The sequence below is a fragment of the Eikenella halliae genome, from assembly GCF_001648475.1.
Lineage (GTDB): Bacteria > Pseudomonadota > Gammaproteobacteria > Burkholderiales > Neisseriaceae > Eikenella > Eikenella halliae.
On record NZ_LXSQ01000020.1, the window covers coordinates 22,342 to 42,927 of the forward strand.

Genomic DNA, 20,586 nt, shown 5'->3' on the forward strand with positions numbered 1-20,586 from the left:
CAGGCAATCCACGCCGCCAAAAGCAGCCTGCACCCCATCCCATCCCCCAACTTCATGCAAAGGAACCCCATCATGACCACCGACAACAAAACCTGGTCCGGCCGCTTCAACGAGCCCGTGTCCGAACTCGTCAAACAATACACCGCCTCCATCAATTTCGACCAACGCCTCGCCCGCCACGACATCCAAGGCTCGCTCGCGCACGCGCAGATGCTGCACGAAGCCGGCGTGCTCTCCGCGCAAGATTTGGCCGACATCCGTCGCGGCATGGCCGAAATCCAAGCCGAAATCGAAGCAGGCAGCCTGCAATGGTCGCTCGATTTGGAAGACGTGCACATGAACATCGAACGCCGCCTCACCGACAAAATCGGCGACGCCGGCAAACGCCTGCACACCGGCCGCAGCCGCAACGACCAAGTCGCCACCGACATCCGCCTGTGGCTGCGCGACGAAATCTCCACCATCCGCCGCCTGATTAAAGACCTGCAGGCTGCCCTGCTCGATTTGGCCGAACAAAACGCCGCCACCGTCATGCCCGGCTTCACCCACCTTCAGGTAGCCCAACCCGTCAGCTTCGGCCACCACCTGCTCGCCTATGTGGAAATGTTCGGCCGCGACGACGAACGCATGGCCGACTGCCGCCGCCGCACCAACCGTATGCCGCTGGGCGCCGCCGCACTGGCCGGTACCACCTTCCCCGTCCGCCGCGAAACCACCGCCGCGCTGTTGGGCTTCGAGCAAATCTGCCAAAACTCGCTCGATGCGGTGTCCGACCGAGATTTCGCCATCGAATTCACCGCCGCCGCCTCGCTCGTCATGGTGCATTTGAGCCGCCTGTCCGAAGAGCTGATTTTGTGGATGTCGCCCCGCTTCGGCTTCATCGACATCGCCGATCGTTTCTGCACCGGTTCCAGCATCATGCCGCAGAAGAAAAACCCCGACGTGCCAGAACTCGTGCGCGGCAAATCCGGCCGCGTCATCGGCCATCTCACCGGCTTGATAATGCTGATGAAATCCCAGCCGCTGGCGTATAACAAAGACAATCAGGAAGACAAAGAACCGCTCTTCGACACCGTGGACACGCTCATCGACACCCTGCGGATTTACGCCGACATGATGCGCGGCATCACCGTGAAGCCCGAAGCCATGCGCGCCGCCGTGTTGCAAGGCTTCGCCACCGCCACCGATTTGGCGGATTATCTGGTCAAAAAAGGCCTGCCCTTCCGCGACAGCCACGAAGCCGTCGCCCAAGCCGTGCGCCACGCCGAACAGGCAGGCTGCGGTCTGGAAGACCTGCCGCTCACCGTGCTGCAAGGATTCAGCGCATTGATTGAAAACGACGTTTACCAAGTGCTCACCCCCGAAGGCAGCCTGAACGCCCGCAACCACTTGGGCGGCACCGCGCCGGAGCAGGTGAAGTTTCAGGTAGCCCGCTGGCGGAAGCTGCTGGCGGCAGACGCGTAACAGCGGTTTCAGGCAGCCTGCACTTTGGATTTGGAAGTGCAGGCTGCTTTTCGGGTTTTCAGGTAGCCCGTATTTTTCCGCCGCCCGAACATTGCCTTGCCCAACCGTTGTTTACTGAATTTAAAAGTCAATGCGGGAACTGCCAAACCATAAACGCATCTTTCAGGTAGCCTGTTGCCGTTCCCGCTGTCTCGCACAAACTTTAGCGATATAATGCGCCCTTCGCACCATCTCAATGAAAAGGAAACATCATGACCGAAGCCCAACTTTCCGCCTGGGGTATGAAAATCGGCCTCAGCGTGCTGGTTATCTTTATCGGCTTCATTATTTGGGACTTGGGCAAGAAATCCGGCGCCAGCAAATTCGGCATGGCCGTGCTGTTTTTTGTGCTTGGCCTGGGTGTGATGGGCTTTTTGATGAAGGAAGTGTTGGTGAATCTGATTTTGAAATAGCAGATTCAGGCTACCTGAAAAACATGGTTCTGGGTTTTCAGGTAGCCTCAGCAGGTGCGGCAGGGTAGGCCGCCGCTGTGGCGGAAACTAAGCTGGCTTACTTATATAGTGGATTAACAAAAATCAGGGCAAGGCGGCGAGCCGCAGACAGTACAGATAGTACGGCAAGGCGAGGCAACGCTGTACTGGTTTTTATTAATTCACTATAGTTATATGGCAATAAACAAAACGGCAATATGGGCAGACAAACAAAATCCGCCGGGCTTGGGCAGCTCGGCGGATTGTTTGGTATGAGGTTTATTGTTTTACCGTGAGGTTTTTCAGCAGGGCGTCCAGCTCGGGAAGGGAGGCGGTGCTGCTGGCGGCGCAGACGGTGTAGAGGTTTTTGGCATACACGGCCACGCAGCTTTCGTTGAGCACGTTATCGTCTTGGCCGTGGCTGAAGCGGTAACCCATGCGCTGATCGGCAGACGTATCCACGAAGGTGTCTTTCAGGCTTTGGTCGGCTTTCAGGCTTTCGCTCAGTTTGGCGAAGTAGGCTTCGGCTGGCTGCTTGGTCGCACCGAAGTTGCTGACGGTGATGGTGATGTCTTGGTCGGCGTCGTATTGCAGCAGGCTGGGTTTGTTGCTGTCGGCGCCGTCGACATATTGGGCGGCTTCGGCTAGTTTGTCTTCAAAATGGCCGTTTACGGTGAGGCTGATGACGCCGTCTTCGGTAGCCAGGGTTTGGCTGGGGTTTTGTGCGGCGGCAGATGCGGCGGCGGTTGCGGAGGCAGCGGCTACTTCGCTGGCGCTGGGGGCAACTACGGAGGTTTCTGCCTGCTGGTTGCAGCCGGCTAACAAGAGGCTACCTGAAAGGGCTAGCAGGAGGAGGGATGTGCGGGAGTGGTTCATGGGTTTTCCTTGGAGTCAGTAAACGTAAACGGAGCGCAGTATAGCAAAACGGGCTGCATGGCGCAGCGGGTTTGCAGGATTTTGCGCGGCCTAGGAAGGGTCGGTGCGTTCCAGCCCGGCTACGGTACGGGTGAATTCGGCCACGTCTTTAAAGCTTTTATACACGGAGGCAAAGCGCACATAGGCCACTTGGTCGAGCTTGGCAAGCCGCTCCATCACCAATTCGCCGATCAGGCGGGAGGGCACTTCTTTGCTGCCGGTTTTATACAGGCACTCTTCGATTTCGTGCACGGTGTGTTCGATGGCTTCGGCGGAAATAGGGCGTTTGTGCAGGGCGCGCTGCAGGCTGGTTTGCAGTTTGAGCGGATCAAACATAACGCGCTCGCCATTGTTCTTGATAATCTGCGGCATCCGCAGCTCTACGGTTTCGTAGGTGCTGAAGCGGCGGTCGCAGGCGGCGCAGCGGCGGCGGCGGCGGATGCTGTTTTGTTCTTCCATCAGCCGGGAGTCGATGACTTGGGTGTTGTTATGGTGGCAGAAGGGGCATTTCATAAGAGGGATGGTTTAATATTTTATATAACAGTAGTTTGCTGTGGGTATTGTACTCTAAGCGAGCACCATAACCAAAGTATTAATTTTTCCTGTGGTGTTGGTTTGCTTGGTATGCAGCCATCATTGCTTTGGCTATCCTGAAAGTGTAGCGGCAAGCACTATGGTTCAGGATACAACACAGCCTGAAAACTGCGGTGTTTTCAGGCTGTGTGTTTGGCATTTTACGCTTCTTTCTGTTCGGTCTGCTTCTGGCGCAAGCGTAGGTGCAGTTCGCGCAGTTGGAGTTCGTCCACATGGTTGGGGGCATCCACCAGCAGGTCTTGTGCGCGTTGCGTTTTCGGGAAGGCAATCACATCGCGGATGGATTCGGCTTGAGCCATCAAGGCCACCAAACGGTCGAGACCGAATGCCAAACCGCCATGCGGCGGCGCACCGAATTTCAGGTTATCCAGCAAGAAGCCGAATTTGTTTTGCTGCTCTTCGGGCGTGATTTTCAGCGCGGCGAACACTTTTTCCTGAATGTCTGCGCGGTGGATACGGATCGAGCCGCCACCGATTTCCCAGCCGTTGAGTACCATGTCGTAGGCGCGGGCCAGGCAGTTTTCAGGGTCGGATTCCATCAGGTCTTCGTGGCCGGGTTTGGGCGAGGTGAACGGATGGTGCATGGCGGCCCAGCGGTCGTTTTCCTCGTCGTATTCGAACATCGGGAAATCCACCACCCACAGCGGTTTCCACTCGTCCACGAAATAGCCGTTTTCCGCGCCGTGTTCTTTGCCGATTTTAATCCGCAATGCGCCGATGGCTTCGTTCACCACTTTGGCTTTGTCCGCGCCGAAAAAGATGATGTCGCCGTTTTGCGCACCGGTGCGTTTGATAATTTCGTGCAGGCTGCTTCCGGACAGGAATTTGACGATGGGCGACTGCAAACCGCTGTTTTCGCCGTTGCTCAAATTGGTTACATCGTTCACTTTGATGTAGGCCAAGCCTTTCGCGCCGTAGATGCCGACAAACTGGGTGTATTCGTCGATTTCCTTGCGGCTGAGTTTCGCGCCGTTCGGCACGCGCAGAGCCACCACGCGGCCGCCTTTCATATCGGCGGCGGCGCGGAACACTTTGAATTCTTCCGTTTTCATCAAATCGGTCAGCTCGGTAAATTTCAGGCTGATGCGCATATCGGGCTTGTCAGAGCCGTAGTAGAACATGGCTTCGGAATAGGGCATGCGCGGGAAGTCGCCCAGTTCCACGCCCAGCGCGTCTTTGAATACCTGTTTCGCCATGCCTTCGGTGATGTCCATGATTTCATCCTCGTTCAGGAACGAGGTTTCCAAGTCGATTTGGGTGAATTCAGGTTGCCTATCGGCGCGTAAGTCTTCGTCGCGGAAGCACTTGGTGATTTGGTAGTAGCGGTCGAAACCTGCCACCATCAGCAATTGTTTAAACAATTGCGGCGATTGCGGCAGTGCGAAAAATTCGCCCGGATGCACGCGGCTGGGCACGAGGTAGTCGCGCGCGCCTTCGGGGGTGGAGCGGGTCAGCATCGGCGTTTCGATGTCGATGAAGCCCTGTGCGTCCAAATAGCGGCGCACGCCCATGGCTACCTGATAACGCAGGCGCAGGTTGCGCTGCATCACGGGGCGGCGCAGGTCGATGACGCGGTTTTGCAGGCGTACGGTTTCGCTGATGTTTTCATCGTCAATCATGAACGGCGGCGTGGCGGCGGGGTTCAGGATTTCGATTTCTTTGGCCAAAATCTCGATTTTGCCGGACACCATTTTGTCGTTGGTGGTGCCTTCGGGGCGGTTGCGCACGCGCCCGGTGATGCTCAAAACATATTCGTTGCGGGCGGAATCGGCAGTGGCAAACGCTTCGGGCGTGTCGGGGTCGATGACGACTTGGACGATACCTTCGCGGTCGCGCAGGTCGATAAAGATTACGCCGCCGTGGTCGCGCCGGCGGTGTACCCAGCCTTTGACAGTTACGGTTTGGTCTAAGTATTGCTCGCTGATTAGGCCGCAGTAGTTGGTACGCATGGTGTTTCCTGAAAAGTGTTTTGTTAAACGATAAGGGGTAATTGTAAAGGTTTGCGGGGTTTTCAGGTAGCCTTTGGAATTGGAAGGGCTACCTGAAAAATCATTCGGTCGGCTCGGGCAGGGGCTTTGCCATTTTGTGCTCATCTAGCGCCACTATGCCAAGCGAAATCAAATATTTCAATACTACGAATAAGACGATATTTGAAGGGTTTTATTGGGTATCTATTATCGGTTCGATGTCGGTTCATAAAGTTTGCTTGGCTTGAAAAGCAGCCTGCACGTCAACTTTGTTTTCGTTGCTCGGTAACGCTTTTGCCGCCGATGCCCCAGTTGTCCATGTCCACTTCGTCAATCACGACCACGGTGGTTTCGGGATTTTTGTTCAGCACGCGCGCCAGTAAATCGGTTACACCGGCGATGAGTTCGGCTTTTTGTTCTGCACTTGGAGCTTCTCGGCCGCCAGTCACTTTAATGTTTACATAAGGCATAGGGTTTCCTGTTGGGTGTTAAGGGGCAGGCTGCTTTTGCACAAGTGCGTCGTCGGGCATGACCATGCCCAGCGAAATCACATATTTCAATGCCTCGTCCACGCTCATATCCAAGGGGCGGATGTCTTGTTTACGCACGAAGATGTAGTAGCCGCCGGTGGGGTTGGGCGTGGTGGGTACATATACGGCGATATATTCGTTGCCTTCCGGTAGGGCTTCGCGCAAGGCTTGCGGCACATCGCCGGACACAAAAGCAATCGTCCAAATATCGGGCTGCGGGAAGGGCACCAGCACGGGGGTTTTGAACGAGCGGCTGTTGTCGGAGAGCAGGCTCTCGGACACTTTTTTCACGCTGGAATAGATGGATTTCACCACGGGGATGCGCCCCAGGAGTGAATCCCAGCCTTCAATCACTTTGCGTCCGAGCACGTTGGCGCCGAGCACGCCGGTTACGAACAGCACAACGATGGCCAGGATGAAGCCGAGGCCGGGGATGTTGAAGCCGAGGTAGCTCTCCGGCTGCCATTGGGTGGGCAGCAGGTTGAAGAGGTGGTCGGTGGTGGAAACGATGTAGGTTACCACCCACAGGGTGATGGTGATGGGCAGCCAGACCAGGAGGCCGGTAATCAGGTAGCGCTTGATGGCTTTGCCGATGCCGCTGCTTTCTGACGGTGTTTGCTCGCTCATGTCTATCCCGTAGGAATGACTTAGTAAAAGTGGCGCATTATACGCGTTTGCGGTGGAATAAACGAGGGCTTTGCGGGAAGGAGTTGAACTTATTGACGGGATAGGGCTGGTTTGATGCTACGGCATGATTGAGTTTTACAGTGGAACAGAAAGGCTACCTGAAAGCCATTTCCGCGAAGCCAACGCCTGGTTTGCAAGAAACCTTAGATTCGACAACGGTCTATGCGTGTTGAATCGGAATCGGAAAATGGGCGTTGTCGAAAGAGGTGTTGGCTTCGCGGAAATGGCTTTCAGGTAGCCTATTGTTTAGTTGAAACCCAGCCTAACGCTGCCTAGCCTTGAAGCGGGGATTGCTTTTGCAGATTACGTACACTTTGCCCCGACGGCGCACCACTTGGCAGTCGCGATGGCGGGTTTTGGCGGTTTTGAGGGAGGAGAGGACTTGCATTTCAGTTATCCTTTTTCAGAGCGGAAATCATGCTGCCGTAGCGTTGGTTGAATGCGCTGGCACGGCCTTGTTTGCTGTGCTCACGTTGCTGGCCGGTGTAAACGGGGTGGGAGGCGGCAGAGGTGTCGAGCATGAATACGGGGTATTCTTTGCCGTCTTTCCATTGCATGGTGTTGCTGGTGGGGGCGCAGGAGCGGATGAGCCAGCCTTCGTTGGCACTGCTGTCGAAGAATAGGACGGTGCGGTAGTTTTCGGGGTGGATATTGGGTTTCATAAACAACCTTTCAAATGTTATACCGTAACATTTAACCATAAGCCGGATGGTTTGGCAAGGCAAGAATTGTTCTTGTTGGGTTATAGTGAATTAACAAAAACCAGTACAGCGTTGGCTCGCCTTGCCGTAACGTGTGTACTGTCTTCGGCTCGCCGCCTTGTCCTGATTTTTGTTAATCCACTATATTTTGAATGGGAGAAGATAAGGAACAGGCTACCTGAAAGTTTAGCTTCGCAGAAGCTCCTCTGCGTTGCGTTTTCAGGTAGCCTGTTTGCCGATAGTTGGCGATTACAGTTCGGTAGTAACCGCAGCCTTGGTTTGTTCTGCCTTGTCTTGGTGGGTGAACGGGCCCATGCGGACGAGGAAGCTGCCGTTACGCTGCGGCACCATGAATACCTGTTGGCTGGTGTTGTTGGCATGGCGCAGGCGGGTGGTGGTTTGCACGACATAGTCGTAGGCGGCTTTGCGCTGGTCGAAGCGGCGCAAGTCCACATAAATATTGCCGGCCGGTTTGGCGGCGGGCTGTTGGTTTTCGGCTTCGGCACGTGCCTGGCCGGGCAGGATTTGTTCGATGCGCACGTTGGCGGTACCAGCGTTGATGAAGCCGAGCTGGCGGGCGGCAGATTGGGATACGTCGATGACGCGGCTGCTGTGGAAGGGGCCGCGGTCGTTGATGCGCACCACCACGCTTTTGCCGTTGGATAAGTTAGTTACGCGGGCATAGCTGGGGATGGGCAGGGTTTTGTGGGCGGCGGTCATGAGGTTCATGTCGTAACGCTCGCCGGAGGCGGTGAGGCGGCCGTGGAATTGGCGGCCATACCAGGATGCGCGGCCGGTTTGAGTGAATTGGCGCACATCGGTCATCGGGGTGTAGCGCACGCCGCGTACTCGGTAGCTGCGGTTGGCAGATTGGTGCAGCCGTTCGGGTTTGGCGACGGCGTCTAAATGAATACTGCCCTGGCTGTGGTATTGCTGCGGGGCAGGTTTGGCCGGCGCGGCTTTGGGCTCGGCGGCGGCGGTGTTGATTAGGGCGGTACACAGACCGATGGCGGCAGTGATGCCGATAAAGAAGGCGTTTTTCAATTTAGCCAAAACAAACTCCGTTTCTTGAGTGGATGGGGTTGGTGGCGGTTAGATACCGCCTTGGTAGCCGTTTTGCCGCCATGCTTCATACAGCATCACGGCCACCGTGTTGGAAAGGTTCATGCTGCGGCTACCGGGCATCATGGGCAGGCGCAGTTTTTGGTTTTCAGGTAGCTCCTCGAGGATTGCCGCCGGCAGGCCGCGGGTTTCGGGGCCAAACAGGAAAACATCGCCCGGCCGGAACTCGGCTTGGTCGGGGCGGGTGCGGCCTTTGGTGGTGAGCGCGAAAATGCGGCGCCCTTGCAAGGCGGCAAGGCAATCTTCAAAGGTTTCGTGCAGGCTGATGCGGGCGAATTCGTGATAATCGAGCCCGGCGCGCTTCATTTTGGCCGAATCCAAAGGGAAACCCAGCGGCTTCACCAAATGCAGCTCGGCACCGCTGTTGGCGCACAGGCGGATGATGTTGCCGGTGTTGGGCGGGATTTCGGGTTGGTATAAAACAATGCTGAACATGAAGCGATATGCAGCGAAATTCAAACAAATAAGGCTGATTTGCAACAAACCAGCCGTTAGGACGATGCGCGGCATGATGCCGCAGCAGGGTAACTACGTCAATTATCTTTTCATTCGGCGCGGGCGAACACCCAGCCATAAACCGCTGCAGCCCCCGCCCGCTGCAAAGTTCGGGCAAGTTCGCCAATTGTTGCACCGCTGGTAACAACGTCGTCGATTAACAGCACATGACGGTTCTTTACATCCGCCGCTGAGGCTACCTGAAAAATACCGTGCACGTTTTTGGCACGCTCATTTCGGGGCAGGGTGCTTTGTGCCGGTCGGTGGGGGCGGGTTACCGCAAACGGCGGCAACAGCGGCAGATTCAGGTGCTTAGCTATAGTCTCGGCCAGCAGCAGGCTTTGGTTGAACCCGCGTTTGTGCAGCCGCCGCACGCTCAAAGGCATCGCCATCACCAAATCCGGCGGAGTCGGCCACACGGGCGGCTCGGCCAGCATCAGTTCGGCTAAGGCGGCATATAAATCGTTGCGGCCGAGGAATTTGTAGGCATACAGCAGGTTGCTCAGCGGCGGTCGGTAGGCGAAGGCGGCGTTGAGCTGGGTTTGCGGCGGCGGTTTTCGTTGGCAGTGGCCGCATGGTAGGCCGGAAGCAGAAATGCCGGCACACAATGGGCAGCGGCGGCGCGCATCCAGCCGCAGGCAGTGCAAATCCGCCGTGCAGCCGCCGCACAATGACTGGCTGCCGGATAATTCATGGCATAATATGCAGCGTTTGCTCCGGCTGGAGGCTAGCTGAAATAGCCGCCACTGCCCGGCTAACCAAGTTGAAAGCGCCATATGTCTGATTCCGTAAATATTATGCTGTTGCACGGTTGGGCGGCCAACCATCATATTTTTGACCTGCTGGTTACCAATTTGCCCGAATGCCGCATCGCCGCACCCGATTTGCCCGGCCACGGTGCGGCTGAGTTCGATAGCGCGTTCGACGTGGTTGCTGTGGCCGACTCGCTGGCGGCTCAATTAAATGAGCCCGCACACCTGCTTGGCTGGTCGCTCGGCGGGTTGGTGGCGCTGCATATGGCTGCGCGCCATCCCGAAAAAGTACGCAGCCTGTGCCTGACCGCCAGCTTTGCCCGCCTCACCGCCGCGCCGGATTATCCCGAAGGTTTGGCCAAACCCGCGCTGGGCAAGATGATACCGCTGTTTACCCAAGATTTTGCCAAATATATGCGCCAGTTTTTGCAGCTGCAATTTCTGCACATCCCCGAACGCGCCCATCTGGCCGACGAAGTGCTGCCGGAAATCATCCGCTACGGCGTACCGCCCGGCCTGCAAGCCGCGCTGGATGCCGTGGTGCGCACCGATGCCCGCGCCTTGCTGCCGCAAGTGCAGTGTCCCGTATTGCTCGTGTTCGGCGGCAAAGACGGCATCACCCCGCCGCGCATGGGCGAATACCTGCACCGCAGTCTGCCCAACAGCCGCCTGCTGATGATTGAAAAGGCGGCGCATATTCCGTTTTTGAGCCATGCCGATGAATTTTCTGCCGCCTACCGAACATTTATCGGGCTACCTGAAAAAACATAGCAGGCTGAAAAACATAAAAAAACCATTTTACCATCATTGAAACGGATGCTTTCAGGTAGCCTCAGGCAGGCTGCCCGAAAGCCGACACACACCACAGGCTACCTGAAAAATGACTACCGACCGCTGGCTGATCCACCGCCGCCTCGCCGAAGACACCGACCAACGCCTGCCGCTGATTGCCGCCGCGCCGCAGCATATTTTGCTGTTCGGCGCCGACGGCGATTGCAGCCGCCGCCTGCTGGCCGCGCGTTACCCGCAAGCCGCGTTCAGCGAATACGACAGCCGTGCCGATTATCTGCAGGCCGCCGCAGCCGCCCGCCAAACCGGCTTCTGGCAGCGCCTTGCCGGCAAAGGCAAAACCGTACCGCAACACTGCCAAACGCCCGAAACCCCGTTGCCCGAGGCGCAGGCCGACTGGCTGTGGTGCAACCTCGGCCTGGTTCCCTCGGCCGCCCGGCCCGTGCCGGTGATCGAAAACTGGGCGCACGCGCTGAAAACCGACGGCCTGCTGTTCCTCACCCACTTCGGCCTCGACACGCTGGCCGAAATCACAGGCTACCTGAAAACGCGCAACATCGCCGTGGAAAGCCCGTTCGCCGATATGCACGACTTGGGCGATATGCTGTTCCACCACGGCTTCTACGATCCGGTGATGGACACCGCCAAGCTGGAGCTGTCCTACACCCGCGCCGAAACCTTCTGGCAGGATATGGACACGCTCGGCATCCGGGCGGCCTTGCAGTTTGCCGACGAAGCCGCCGCCCGCGCCGCCGTGAACGAAGGTTTTGCGCAAGGGCTGCTGCATACGGTAACGCTGGAAACCGTGTACGGCCACGCAGTGAAAAAACTGCAACTGCCGGAGAATGAAAATGTGGTGCAGTTTTATCCGAGGCAGAGATAGCTTGATTTGTTGCTTGGATTAAAGGCTACCTGAAAATGGTTTTTCAGGTAGCCTTTGTTATGGCTGATAGAGCTAAAGGGTTGATGAAACATTTAACTTCGGTGCCATTACGGTTTCAGGTAGCCTTTTATACATTCAGTTTTAAAGCCAGCCAGGTAATGTCAGATATGCAGCTAGCAAAAGGCTACCTGAAAAAAGAAAGCATCTATTTTTCAGGTAGCCTTTATTTGGCGTATGCAAAAAGCCGTTTAGGCTTAAATTTCTCGGCCGTTTACCCAGTTTTGAATCGCACGCGCATCGTTTACGCGGGTGGTGGGCGAAGGAGAATTGAGCAGCACGATAATCAGCGGCTGGCGCTGCACGTTGGCATACAGCACCATGGAGCGGCCGCTTTCGCGGATGTAGCCGGTTTTCTGCAGGGAGATGTTCCAAGTGCCTTCGCGCACTAGGGCGTTGGAGTTGCGGTATTGCTGCACTCGGCCGTTGCTGGTTTGGGCGGAGCCGGAATTGGAAGTGGAGAATTGGCGGATAAGCGGGTATTCGTGGGCGGCACGCACCATCAGGCTTAAATCGCGCGCGGTGGATACATTGCGGAAATCAAGGCCGGTGGGGTCGTAGAAACGGGTTTGCTGCATGCCGAGGCTCTGTGCTTTGCGGTTCATGGCGCTCATAAAGGCAGGCAGGCCGCCGGGATAGTTGCGGGCAAGGGCGTGGATGGCGCGGTTTTCACTGCTCATCAGGCCCAGGTGCAGCATTTCGCGGCGGGTGAGGGTGGTGCCCACGGAAAGACGGCTGCCGGTGCCTTTGAGGCGGTCGATTTCGGCTTCGGTAATTTCCAGGATTTCATTCAGATTCTGCTGGGCATCCAGCACCACCATGGCAGCCATCAGCTTGGAAATGGAAGCGATGGGGCGGACTTGGTCGATACCTTTTTGATACAGGATCTCGCCGCTGCGGCCATTCATAATCAGTGCGGATTGCGAACTGAGCAGAGGTCCGGCTACGGCGGCTTGGGCTTCCACCCGTTCGGCAGGGCGGCTGCTGAGGAAAGTGCCGAGCGGATCGTCTTGTACGGGCAGGTTTTGTTCGAGGAACTGGCCGAGCACATCGATATCATCTTGCGCAGCGGCGGGCAGGCTGGCTAAGGCCAGGCTCAATCCGGTGGCTAAAATAATCCAAGTCTTTCTAATTGCAAACAATTTCGTTACCTATCAGTTTGTTGTGCGGCAATGCCGTTAGGCGGCTTGCTGTTGCAGTGGGCAAATATTTGTTTTAACGATAAAAATGAAAACCCGCTTATTTTCGATAAAAAATGCAGTTTTGTAAACCCTAGATAGTGTAAAAGAATTTTTGTAAAGGGCAGATTTTGCTATGAAGGTAATGATTGGATTCCAGCGCTGATGGCGGCGGTATCCGCGTTGATATGCGCGGAATTCCCCTATATACTTCCACGCTTTGCCATCTTCTTACGGCACAACACATTACATTGCGGAATCACATCAAATGAGCAACGAAACCCGATACTGTTCTTTCTGCGGCAAATCGGAAAATGAAGTAAAAAACCTGATTGAAGGCGATAATGCCTTGATTTGCAACGAGTGTATCGACACCTGCAGCCACATGATCCACAGCGAGGGTGCAGCAGCAGGCGAAACGCACTCCGGCGAAGACCGGCTGCCTACGCCGGCTGAAATCGTCAGCAATTTGAACCAGCACGTTATCGGCCAAGAACAGGCCAAAAAGGTGCTGGCGGTAGCGGTGTACAACCACTACAAACGCCTGCGCCATCCGAAAGAAGGAGATAATGTGGAGTTGGCCAAATCCAACATTTTGCTCATCGGTCCCACCGGCTCGGGCAAAACCCTGCTGGCGCAAAGTTTGGCACGGCGTTTGGATGTGCCGTTTGTTATGGCCGATGCCACCACGCTTACCGAAGCTGGCTATGTGGGCGAAGACGTGGAGCAGATTATTACCAAGCTTTTGGGTAATTGCGATTTTAATGTGGAAAAGGCGCAAAAAGGGATTGTTTATATTGACGAAATCGACAAGATTTCCCGTAAGAGCGACAACCCCTCAATTACCCGCGATGTGTCCGGCGAGGGTGTGCAACAGGCTTTGCTCAAACTGATTGAAGGCACGGTGGCATCCGTGCCGCCGCAGGGCGGGCGTAAACACCCGAATCAGGATTTTATTCAGGTGGATACCACCAACATCCTGTTTATCTGCGGCGGTGCATTTGCCGGCTTGGAAAAGGTTATCCGCCAGCGTACGGAAAAGGGCGGTATCGGATTTGGCGCTTCGGTGCACAGCAAAGACGAAGATGCCGACGTTACTGAGCTGTTTGAAATTGTCGAGCCGGAAGATTTGATTAAATTCGGCCTGATTCCCGAGCTGATCGGCCGTTTGCCGGTGATTGCCACATTGGCCGAGTTGGATGAAGAAGCACTGATCAACATCCTGATTGAACCCAAAAATGCTTTGGTAAAACAATATCAAACGCTGTTTGAAATGGAAGGAGTGGAGCTGAAGGTGCAGCCGTCTGCCTTGCGCAGCATCGCCAAACTTGCCATGCAGCGCAAAACCGGTGCGCGCGGCCTGCGCTCGATTGTGGAGCGCGCGCTGTTGGAAACCATGTTCCGACTGCCGGATATTAAAGAGCAAGTGAAAACCGTGGTGATCGACGAAACGGTGATTAACGATAACTGCCAGCCCAAACTCCTCACTGCAGACGGGCAGGAATATCAACTGCCGTAGCAATAGGCTTGAGGCTACCTGAAAATGCCAATCCGGTTTCAGGTAGCCTCGGTTTTCAGGTAGCCCTATTGGGAAGACGCCATGTGGCACATTGTTTTTATCGGCTATATCTTTGTTACCCTGATGTTTGCCCTCGCGCAGCCATCGTTGGCGCGGATGCTGATTTATTTGGTGGTGTGGACGATTTTGCCCACGCTGTTTGCGTTTTGGGTGGTTTATATCCGTTTGCGCAACAAACGCCTCAAGCAGGAAGAAAAACAGGGTGGGGAAACCTTGCCAAAATAACACTTTTTCCCTATAATCCCGCAGCTTTCATTTTGAAAGCTGTTTCTTTTTTTATCTTAACGCTCGCATCTTGCACCAAAGGGTGTCTCAGTTTTGAGATTCTGTGTGCATTGATGTTTGCTATAACCCTTTGTAAGGAAAATAAATGTCTCAAATTACTATGCGCCAGATGTTGGAAGCAGGTGTTCACTTCGGTCATCAGACCCGTTATTGGAACCCGAAAATGGAACAATACATTTTCGGCGCCCGCAACAAAATCCATATCATAAACTTGGAAAAAACCCTGCCCTTGTTCCAAGAAGCGCAAGACGCCGTTCGCCGTTTGGCTGCCAACAAAGGCACCATCCTGTTTGTCGGCACCAAGCGCCAAGCCCGCGACATCGTGCGCGAAGAAGCCACTCGTGCCGGTATGCCCTATGTGGACCACCGCTGGTTGGGCGGCATGCTGACCAACTACAAAACCGTTAAGCAGTCTATCAAACGCTTGGAAGAAAAAGCTGCCATTTTGGAAAATGCCGAAGCCAGCGGTTACAACAAGAAAGAACTGCTCACCATTCAACGCGAAGTGGAAAAGCTGGAACGCTCACTCGGCGGCATCAAAAACATGAAAGGCCTGCCAGACGCCATTTTCGTGATTGATACCGGCTACCAAAAAGGTACGCTGACCGAAGCCGGCAAACTGGGTATTCCGGTAATCGGCGTGGTGGATACCAATAACGATCCGGAAGGCGTGAAACACGTTATCCCTGGTAACGACGACTCTGCCAAAGCCATCCGCCTGTACTGTCGCGGTATCGCCGATGCCGTATTGGAAGGCAAAAACCAAGCCTTGGCCGAAACCGTAGCCGCCGCACAGCAGGCTGCTGCCGACGAAGCCGAATCTGCCTAAGCCGATCCGCATGAGGCTACCTGAACACACCGCTTCAACAAGCGGGCGCCCAACCCGGCCTTTCAGGTAGCCTTCAATTTATCCAAAGCGCGGCATCCGGCCGCGTTTCTCAATAAAATAGGAGTAAATAATGTCTGCAATTACCGCAAAAATGGTTGCCGATCTGCGCGCCGCCACTGGTTTGGGCATGATGGAATGCAAAAAAGCCCTGGTGGAAGCTGATGGCGACATGGCCAAAGCTGAAGAAATCCTGCGTATTAAATCCGGCGCCAAAGCCAGCAAACTGGCCGGCCGTACCGCTGCCGAAGGCGTGTTGGCTTATGCCATCGAAGGCAATGTGGGCGCTTTGGTGGAAGTAAACTGCGAAACCGACTTCGTGGCTAAAGACGCCGGCTTCATCGCTTTTGCCCAATCCGTAGCCAAAACCGCTGCCGAGAAAAAACCGGCCACCGTTGAAGCCTTGGCCGAATTGGTAGAAGGCGAGCGCAAAGCCGTGATTGCCAAATTGGGTGAAAACATTTCTGTACGCCGCTTTGAAATCATCGAAGCTGCCAATAACCTCACCACCTACATCCACGGCGCTGCCGCCACTGAAGGCGTGTTGGTGGAATACAAAGGTGATGAAACCACTGCCCGCCAAGTTGGCATGCACATCGTGGCCTCCAAACCGCAATGCATTTCTGCCGAGCAGGTTGATCCCGAAGTGGTGGCTAAAGAGCGCCACATCTACACCGAGCAGGCGATTGCTTCCGGCAAGCCCGCCGAAATCGCTGCCAAAATGGTGGAAGGCCGTGTGAAGAAATTCTTGGCCGAAGTAACGCTGCTGGGCCAACCCTTCGTGATGAACCCTGATCAGACTGTTGAGCAGTTCCTGAAACAACAGGATACAGATATCGTGAACTTCGTTCGCTTCAAAGTGGGCGACGGTATCGAGAAAAAAGAAGTGGATTACGCCGCTGAAGTAGCTGCTGCTGCCAAAGTGTAATTTTGCTTATATTTAACAGCCTCTGTTCCGTTGGGATAGGGGCTGTTTTATATCGCGTGAGAAAGATATCGGGTTTTCAGGTAGCCTGGACTGGACGGCCAATACAAGGAAGTGAAGTGCAGACGTAGCCAGTGCGGCGAGATGAACCGGCATTGTGGCGATATAGTGGATTAAATTTAAATCAGGACAAGGCGACGAGCCGCAGACAGTACAGATAGTACGGCAAGGTGAGGCAACGCTGTACTGGTTTAAATTTAATTCACTATACTAGATACTTCAAATCACCGCAGCCCTGCCTCAAACCGATCTAGGCTACCTGAAACCCGGCTAAGGACCACCGAATGCAAGACCTCATCAAAGAAGCCTACCGGCTGTTTGCACCCTATACGGTTCATTTTCCACTCAACATCTGCACCTGCGAATGCTGCATGCCCGAAGATTGCCAGCACGAGCTGTTGAGTTATCGGCTGCGCGATATTCCCGCCGACAACCTGGCCGGCTATCTGGGCAGCGTGCCGCTGGCAGACGAAGCCGCTACCGCGCGCGATATGAAGCATTTCCTGCCGCGCATTTTGCAGGCCTTGGTAAACAATGAAGATGTGCGTCCCACCGATGAAGGGTTGCTCGACAAACTACGCTGCGACCTGCCCGAATGCTGGCCAGAAGATGAAATCCGCTGGCTGCACCGCTTTGCAGCCGCCTGGTTTGCATACCAAATCGCCGCTCCGCGCTACGAAGGCTGCTTGCTTGTGTGGCTGGCCATGTTCCACTTTGCAGGCCTCGATGTAACCGACAAGCTGCTCGCCCTATGGGCGCAGTCTGCCTCCGAAACCAGTGCCTTACGCGAATTTGCCGCAGTTTATTTGCATGTGCCGTATGGTGCCGATATGGATTGGAGCAAAGTCTGTTATCTGCCCAGGGGGCGCTTCAACCGCGACCAGTTTGCTAATAAACTCTCTGCCTGGTTTTATTCCCCGCATACCCGTGCCACCTTTCGCCAAGCCTTCGAGCAAGCCTTGCTGGTCGGCCGCGAAAAGCCGGAAGAAACCCTGCTTTGGGAGCAATGCTACGACTGGCTGGCTTGAAGGCTACCTGAAAACCGGCCGAGCAATTTGAGCCATATAGCAACTCATGTCGTTTGAGCTTCACTACTGTACCGCTTGCAACCAACCTTGAGCTTGCTCCAGAGCAGGGCGGCATGGCCACTTTGCTTACCAATAAAAAGCATTTTCTCAATAAAAGCAAATCCATTATCCATCCTCTAAAAGGCTACCTGAAACCCCGTCGCCGCTGTTTTCAGGTAGCCTTTCTTCCACCTGCCAAAGGCTAGCAGCAATTTGTCGCTCGGTTTTGGCTGGCTTTCAGGTAGCCTGCTTATTGTGCGCTATAATCCCGCTGTTTTTATTTCACACAAACGGTTGCCCAAATGCGCAAAACCCTCCTCCTCGTTGACGGCTCTTCTTATCTTTACCGCGCTTATCACGCGATGGCGCAATTGTCTGCGCCTGACGGTGCGCCGACGGGTGCGCTTTACGGCGTGTTGAACATGCTGCGCCGGCTGCGGGCGGATTATGTGCACGATTATTGCGCGGTGGTGTTTGATGCGAAGGGCAAGAATTTCCGCCACGAGATGTTCCCCGACTACAAGGCGACGCGCCCGCCGATGCCGGACGATTTGCGTCCGCAGGCGGAAGCCTTGCCGGATTTGGTGCGGCTGATGGGCTGGCCGGTGTTGGTCATTCCGCAAGTGGAAGCAGACGACGTCATCGGCACGCTGGCGGCGATGGCCGGTGAAGCGGGTTGGAATGTGGTGGTGTCCACCGGCGATAAGGACATGGCGCAGCTGGTGAACGAGCGCGTTACGCTGGTGAACACGATGAGCGGCGAAACGCTGGACATTGAAGGCGTGAAGGAAAAATTCGGTGTGCGCCCCGACCAAATCCGCGATTATCTCGCGCTGATGGGCGACAAGGTGGACAATGTGCCGGGCGTGGAGAAGTGTGGACCGAAAACGGCGGTGAAGTGGCTGGAAGCCTACGGTTCGCTGGCTGGTGTGATGGAGCACGCTGCGGAAATCAAGGGCAAGGTCGGCGAAAACCTGCAAGCCGCGCTGCCCCAACTGCCGCTTTCGTATGATTTGGTGACGATTAAAACCGATGTGGACTTGCACTCGGAGCTTTCAGACGGCCTCGAAAGCCTGCGCCGCACTTCGCCGAAATGGTCGCAGCTTGCGGTCGATTTCAAACGCTGGGGTTTCCGCACTTGGCTGAAAGAAGCGGAAAGCCGTATGCACGAAGCGGCAGACGGCGATTTGTTCGGCAGCGATACGATAGGCGAACAGGCTGCGTTGGACATGGAAACGTCGTCTGAAAAAATCAGAGAACATGCCCCCGCGCCTGAAAAGCTGGATTATCAAGCCGTTACCACCGAAGCGCAGTTTGCCGCTTTGTTAGACAAACTGTCGCAAGCGGACACAATCGGCATCGATACGGAAACCACGTCATTAGACGCGATGAACGCCTCGCTGGTCGGCATCAGCATCGCATTCCAAGCAGGCGAAGCGGTTTACATCCCCGTAGGACACAGCCTGACCGCCGCGCCCGAACAGCTTGACTTGCAGGACGTATTAGGTCGTCTGAAACCGCATTTGGAAAATCCCGCCCTGAAAAAAATCGGGCAAAACCTCAAATACGACCAACACGTTTTCGCCAACTACGGCATCGCCCTGAACGGCATTGCCGGCGACGCCATGCTCGCTTCCTACATCATCGAGAGCCATCTCGGACACGGCTTGGACGAATTGTCCGAACGCTGGCTGGGCTTGGAAACCATTACCTACGAATCGCTGTGCGGCAAAGGCGCGAAGCAAATCGGTTTTGCCGACGTTGCCATTGAGCAGGCGACCGAATACGCCGCCCAAGACGCCGATTTCGCCCTGCGCCTCGAAGCGCACCTGCGCGCGCAAATGGACGCCAAACAGCTTGAAATGTATGAAAAAATGGAGCTTCCCGTCGCGCAGGTATTGTTTGAAATGGAACGCAACGGCGTGCAAATCGACCGTGCCGAACTCGCCCGCCAAAGCGCGGAGCTCGGCGCCGAGCTGATGAAGCTCGAACAAGAAGCCTACGCCGCCGCAGGCCAGCCGTTCAACCTCAACTCGCCGAAACAGCTGCAAGAAATCCTGTTTGATAAAATGGGCATCCCCACCAAAGGCCTGAAAAAAACCGCCAAAGGCGGCATTTCCACCAACGAAGCCGTGCTCGAACAGCTCGCACCCGACTACCCTCTGCCCAAAATCATCCTGCAAAACCGCAGCCTAGCGAAACTCAAATCCACCTACACCGACAAACTGCCCGAAATGATTTCGCCCAAAGACGGCCGCGTGCACACCACCTACGCCCAAGCCGTCGCCATTACCGGCCGCCTTGCCAGCAACAACCCCAACCTGCAAAACATCCCCATCCGCACCGCCGAAGGCCGCCGCGTACGCCGTGCCTTCACCGCACCGCAAGGCAGCGTCATCGTTTCCGCCGACTATTCCCAAATCGAGCTGCGCATCATGGCGCACCTCTCCGGCGACAAAACCCTCATCGCCGCGTTCCAAAACGGCGAAGACGTACACCGCCGCACCGCCGCCGAAGTATTCGGCATCGCCCCTGAAAACGTCTCGCCCGAACAACGCCGCTACGCCAAAACCATCAACTTCGGTCTCATTTACGGCATGGGCCAATACGGCCTCGCCAAATCGCTGGGCATAGACAACCTGTCCGCCAAAACCTTCATCGACCGCTACTTCGCCCGCTACCCCGGCGTCGCCGAATACATGCAGCGCACCAAAGAACAAGCCGCCGCCCAAGGCTTCGTCGAAACTCTGTTCGGCCGCCGCCTCTACCTGCCCGACATCCGCAACAAAAACGCCAACGCCCGCGCCGGAGCCGAACGCGCCGCCATCAACGCCCCCATGCAAGGCACCGCCTCCGACCTCATCAAACGCGCCATGATAGACGTGTCCCGCTGGCTGGTTTCAGACGACCTGAAGAGCAAACTGATTATGCAGGTGCATGACGAACTGGTGTTGGAAGTACCCGAAGCCGAACTGGATTTGGTCAAAGAAAAACTGCCGCAGATTATGGCGAAAGTAGATGAAGGGATGTTGAACGTACCGCTGGTGGCGGAGGTGGGCGTGGGAATGAATTGGGAAGAGGCGCATTAAAAAGGTTAGTTATACATTGTCGACTAACCCAATAAAGGCTACCTGAAACCTTCGGGTAGCCTTTCCTTTTCATACCGATAAACTCAACCGC

At 55.5% G+C, this 20,586-nt stretch carries 21 protein-coding genes and 1 pseudogene; 11 read left to right on the forward strand and 11 right to left on the reverse strand.

All coding sequences use genetic code 11. The features are described 5' to 3' along the window. Positions 1 to 72 precede the first annotated feature (72 nt). Together argH and A7Q00_RS07870 are read left to right on the forward strand one after the other, a co-directional pair. The gene (gene argH, locus A7Q00_RS07865) at positions 73 to 1,464 is read left to right on the forward strand and encodes an argininosuccinate lyase (protein WP_070542554.1); all 1,392 of its coding nucleotides are present in this window, start codon (positions 73 to 75) and stop codon (positions 1,462 to 1,464) included. A gap of 251 nt (positions 1,465 to 1,715) precedes the next feature. Then, a complete protein-coding gene (locus tag A7Q00_RS07870; protein ID WP_064090026.1) occupies positions 1,716 to 1,916 on the forward strand; it encodes a DUF2788 domain-containing protein in 201 nt (66 codons plus the stop codon). A gap of 297 nt (positions 1,917 to 2,213) precedes the next feature. Here the strand turns inward: A7Q00_RS07870 and A7Q00_RS07875 are convergent, their stop codons facing one another. The 10 genes from A7Q00_RS07875 to A7Q00_RS07920 all read right to left on the reverse strand — a co-directional run bounded on the left by A7Q00_RS07875 (position 2,214) and on the right by A7Q00_RS07920 (position 9,721). Continuing rightward, positions 2,214 to 2,810, reverse strand: a complete 597-nt coding sequence (locus tag A7Q00_RS07875) for a hypothetical protein (RefSeq protein ID WP_064090027.1) — start codon at positions 2,808 to 2,810, stop codon at positions 2,214 to 2,216. Positions 2,811 to 2,900: 90 nt separating this feature from the next. Next, positions 2,901 to 3,362: a transcriptional regulator NrdR gene (gene nrdR, locus A7Q00_RS07880; RefSeq protein WP_064090028.1), complete on the reverse strand. Its 462-nt coding sequence runs from the start codon at positions 3,360 to 3,362 to the stop codon at positions 2,901 to 2,903. A 221-nt stretch (positions 3,363 to 3,583) separates the two neighbouring features. Next, positions 3,584 to 5,392, reverse strand: a complete 1,809-nt coding sequence (gene aspS / locus A7Q00_RS07885; RefSeq protein ID WP_064090029.1) for an aspartate--tRNA ligase — start codon at positions 5,390 to 5,392, stop codon at positions 3,584 to 3,586. A 281-nt stretch (positions 5,393 to 5,673) separates the two neighbouring features. After that, positions 5,674 to 5,880 (reverse strand): tautomerase family protein, encoded by a 207-nt coding sequence (locus tag A7Q00_RS07890; RefSeq protein WP_064090030.1) that lies wholly within the window; start codon positions 5,878 to 5,880, stop codon positions 5,674 to 5,676. Between the two features lie 18 nt (positions 5,881 to 5,898). Beyond that, positions 5,899 to 6,567, reverse strand: a complete 669-nt coding sequence (locus tag A7Q00_RS07895) for a DUF502 domain-containing protein (RefSeq protein WP_064090031.1) — start codon at positions 6,565 to 6,567, stop codon at positions 5,899 to 5,901. A 322-nt stretch (positions 6,568 to 6,889) separates the two neighbouring features. Beyond that, complete coding sequence (gene ykgO / locus A7Q00_RS07900) at positions 6,890 to 7,015, reverse strand: type B 50S ribosomal protein L36 (protein WP_003822751.1); 126 nt, start codon at positions 7,013 to 7,015, stop codon at positions 6,890 to 6,892. A gap of 1 nt (position 7,016) precedes the next feature. Further along, positions 7,017 to 7,289, reverse strand: a complete 273-nt coding sequence (locus tag A7Q00_RS07905) for a type B 50S ribosomal protein L31 (protein WP_064090032.1) — start codon at positions 7,287 to 7,289, stop codon at positions 7,017 to 7,019. Positions 7,290 to 7,577: 288 nt separating this feature from the next. Continuing rightward, the gene (locus A7Q00_RS07910) at positions 7,578 to 8,315 is read right to left on the reverse strand and encodes a septal ring lytic transglycosylase RlpA family protein (RefSeq protein WP_425387506.1); all 738 of its coding nucleotides are present in this window, start codon (positions 8,313 to 8,315) and stop codon (positions 7,578 to 7,580) included. A 105-nt stretch (positions 8,316 to 8,420) separates the two neighbouring features. Beyond that, positions 8,421 to 8,885 (reverse strand): tRNA (uridine(34)/cytosine(34)/5-carboxymethylaminomethyluridine(34)-2'-O)-methyltransferase TrmL, encoded by a 465-nt coding sequence (gene trmL / locus A7Q00_RS07915; protein WP_064090163.1) that lies wholly within the window; start codon positions 8,883 to 8,885, stop codon positions 8,421 to 8,423. 110 nt (positions 8,886 to 8,995) lie between these two features. After that, complete coding sequence (locus A7Q00_RS07920; protein ID WP_035580080.1) at positions 8,996 to 9,721, reverse strand: ComF family protein; 726 nt, start codon at positions 9,719 to 9,721, stop codon at positions 8,996 to 8,998. Here A7Q00_RS07920 and bioH point away from each other — a divergent pair, their 5' ends adjacent. After that, a complete protein-coding gene (gene bioH, locus A7Q00_RS07925) occupies positions 9,722 to 10,468 on the forward strand; it encodes a pimeloyl-ACP methyl ester esterase BioH (RefSeq protein WP_064090034.1) in 747 nt (248 codons plus the stop codon). A 109-nt stretch (positions 10,469 to 10,577) separates the two neighbouring features. Further along, entirely contained in the window at positions 10,578 to 11,369 is a 792-nt protein-coding gene (locus A7Q00_RS07930) for a hypothetical protein (RefSeq protein WP_064090035.1), read from the forward strand. A 254-nt stretch (positions 11,370 to 11,623) separates the two neighbouring features. Here the strand turns inward: A7Q00_RS07930 and A7Q00_RS07935 are convergent, their stop codons facing one another. After that, positions 11,624 to 12,568, reverse strand: a complete 945-nt coding sequence (locus A7Q00_RS07935) for a serine hydrolase (RefSeq protein ID WP_064090036.1) — start codon at positions 12,566 to 12,568, stop codon at positions 11,624 to 11,626. Positions 12,569 to 12,872: 304 nt separating this feature from the next. Between A7Q00_RS07935 and clpX the strand changes: the two genes are divergently transcribed. From clpX to polA, 7 genes and pseudogenes are all read left to right on the forward strand, one after another. Continuing rightward, entirely contained in the window at positions 12,873 to 14,123 is a 1,251-nt protein-coding gene (gene clpX, locus A7Q00_RS07940; protein ID WP_064090037.1) for an ATP-dependent Clp protease ATP-binding subunit ClpX, read from the forward strand. Positions 14,124 to 14,204: 81 nt separating this feature from the next. Next, positions 14,205 to 14,408, forward strand: coding sequence for a hypothetical protein (locus tag A7Q00_RS07945; protein WP_064090038.1), 204 nt, complete (start codon positions 14,205 to 14,207; stop codon positions 14,406 to 14,408). 145 nt (positions 14,409 to 14,553) lie between these two features. Next, positions 14,554 to 15,297, forward strand: a complete 744-nt coding sequence (gene rpsB, locus A7Q00_RS07950) for a 30S ribosomal protein S2 (RefSeq protein ID WP_003822732.1) — start codon at positions 14,554 to 14,556, stop codon at positions 15,295 to 15,297. Positions 15,298 to 15,427: 130 nt separating this feature from the next. Next, positions 15,428 to 16,282 (forward strand): translation elongation factor Ts, encoded by an 855-nt coding sequence (tsf, locus tag A7Q00_RS07955; protein ID WP_064090039.1) that lies wholly within the window; start codon positions 15,428 to 15,430, stop codon positions 16,280 to 16,282. A 158-nt stretch (positions 16,283 to 16,440) separates the two neighbouring features. Then, positions 16,441 to 16,550: pseudogene (locus A7Q00_RS13550) on the forward strand (IS5/IS1182 family transposase); the annotation flags it as partial. Between the two features lie 73 nt (positions 16,551 to 16,623). Next, entirely contained in the window at positions 16,624 to 17,367 is a 744-nt protein-coding gene (locus A7Q00_RS07960) for a hypothetical protein (RefSeq protein WP_064090040.1), read from the forward strand. Positions 17,368 to 17,708: 341 nt separating this feature from the next. Beyond that, entirely contained in the window at positions 17,709 to 20,495 is a 2,787-nt protein-coding gene (gene polA / locus A7Q00_RS07965; RefSeq protein ID WP_064090041.1) for a DNA polymerase I, read from the forward strand. The last annotated feature ends 91 nt before the right edge of the window (positions 20,496 to 20,586 follow it).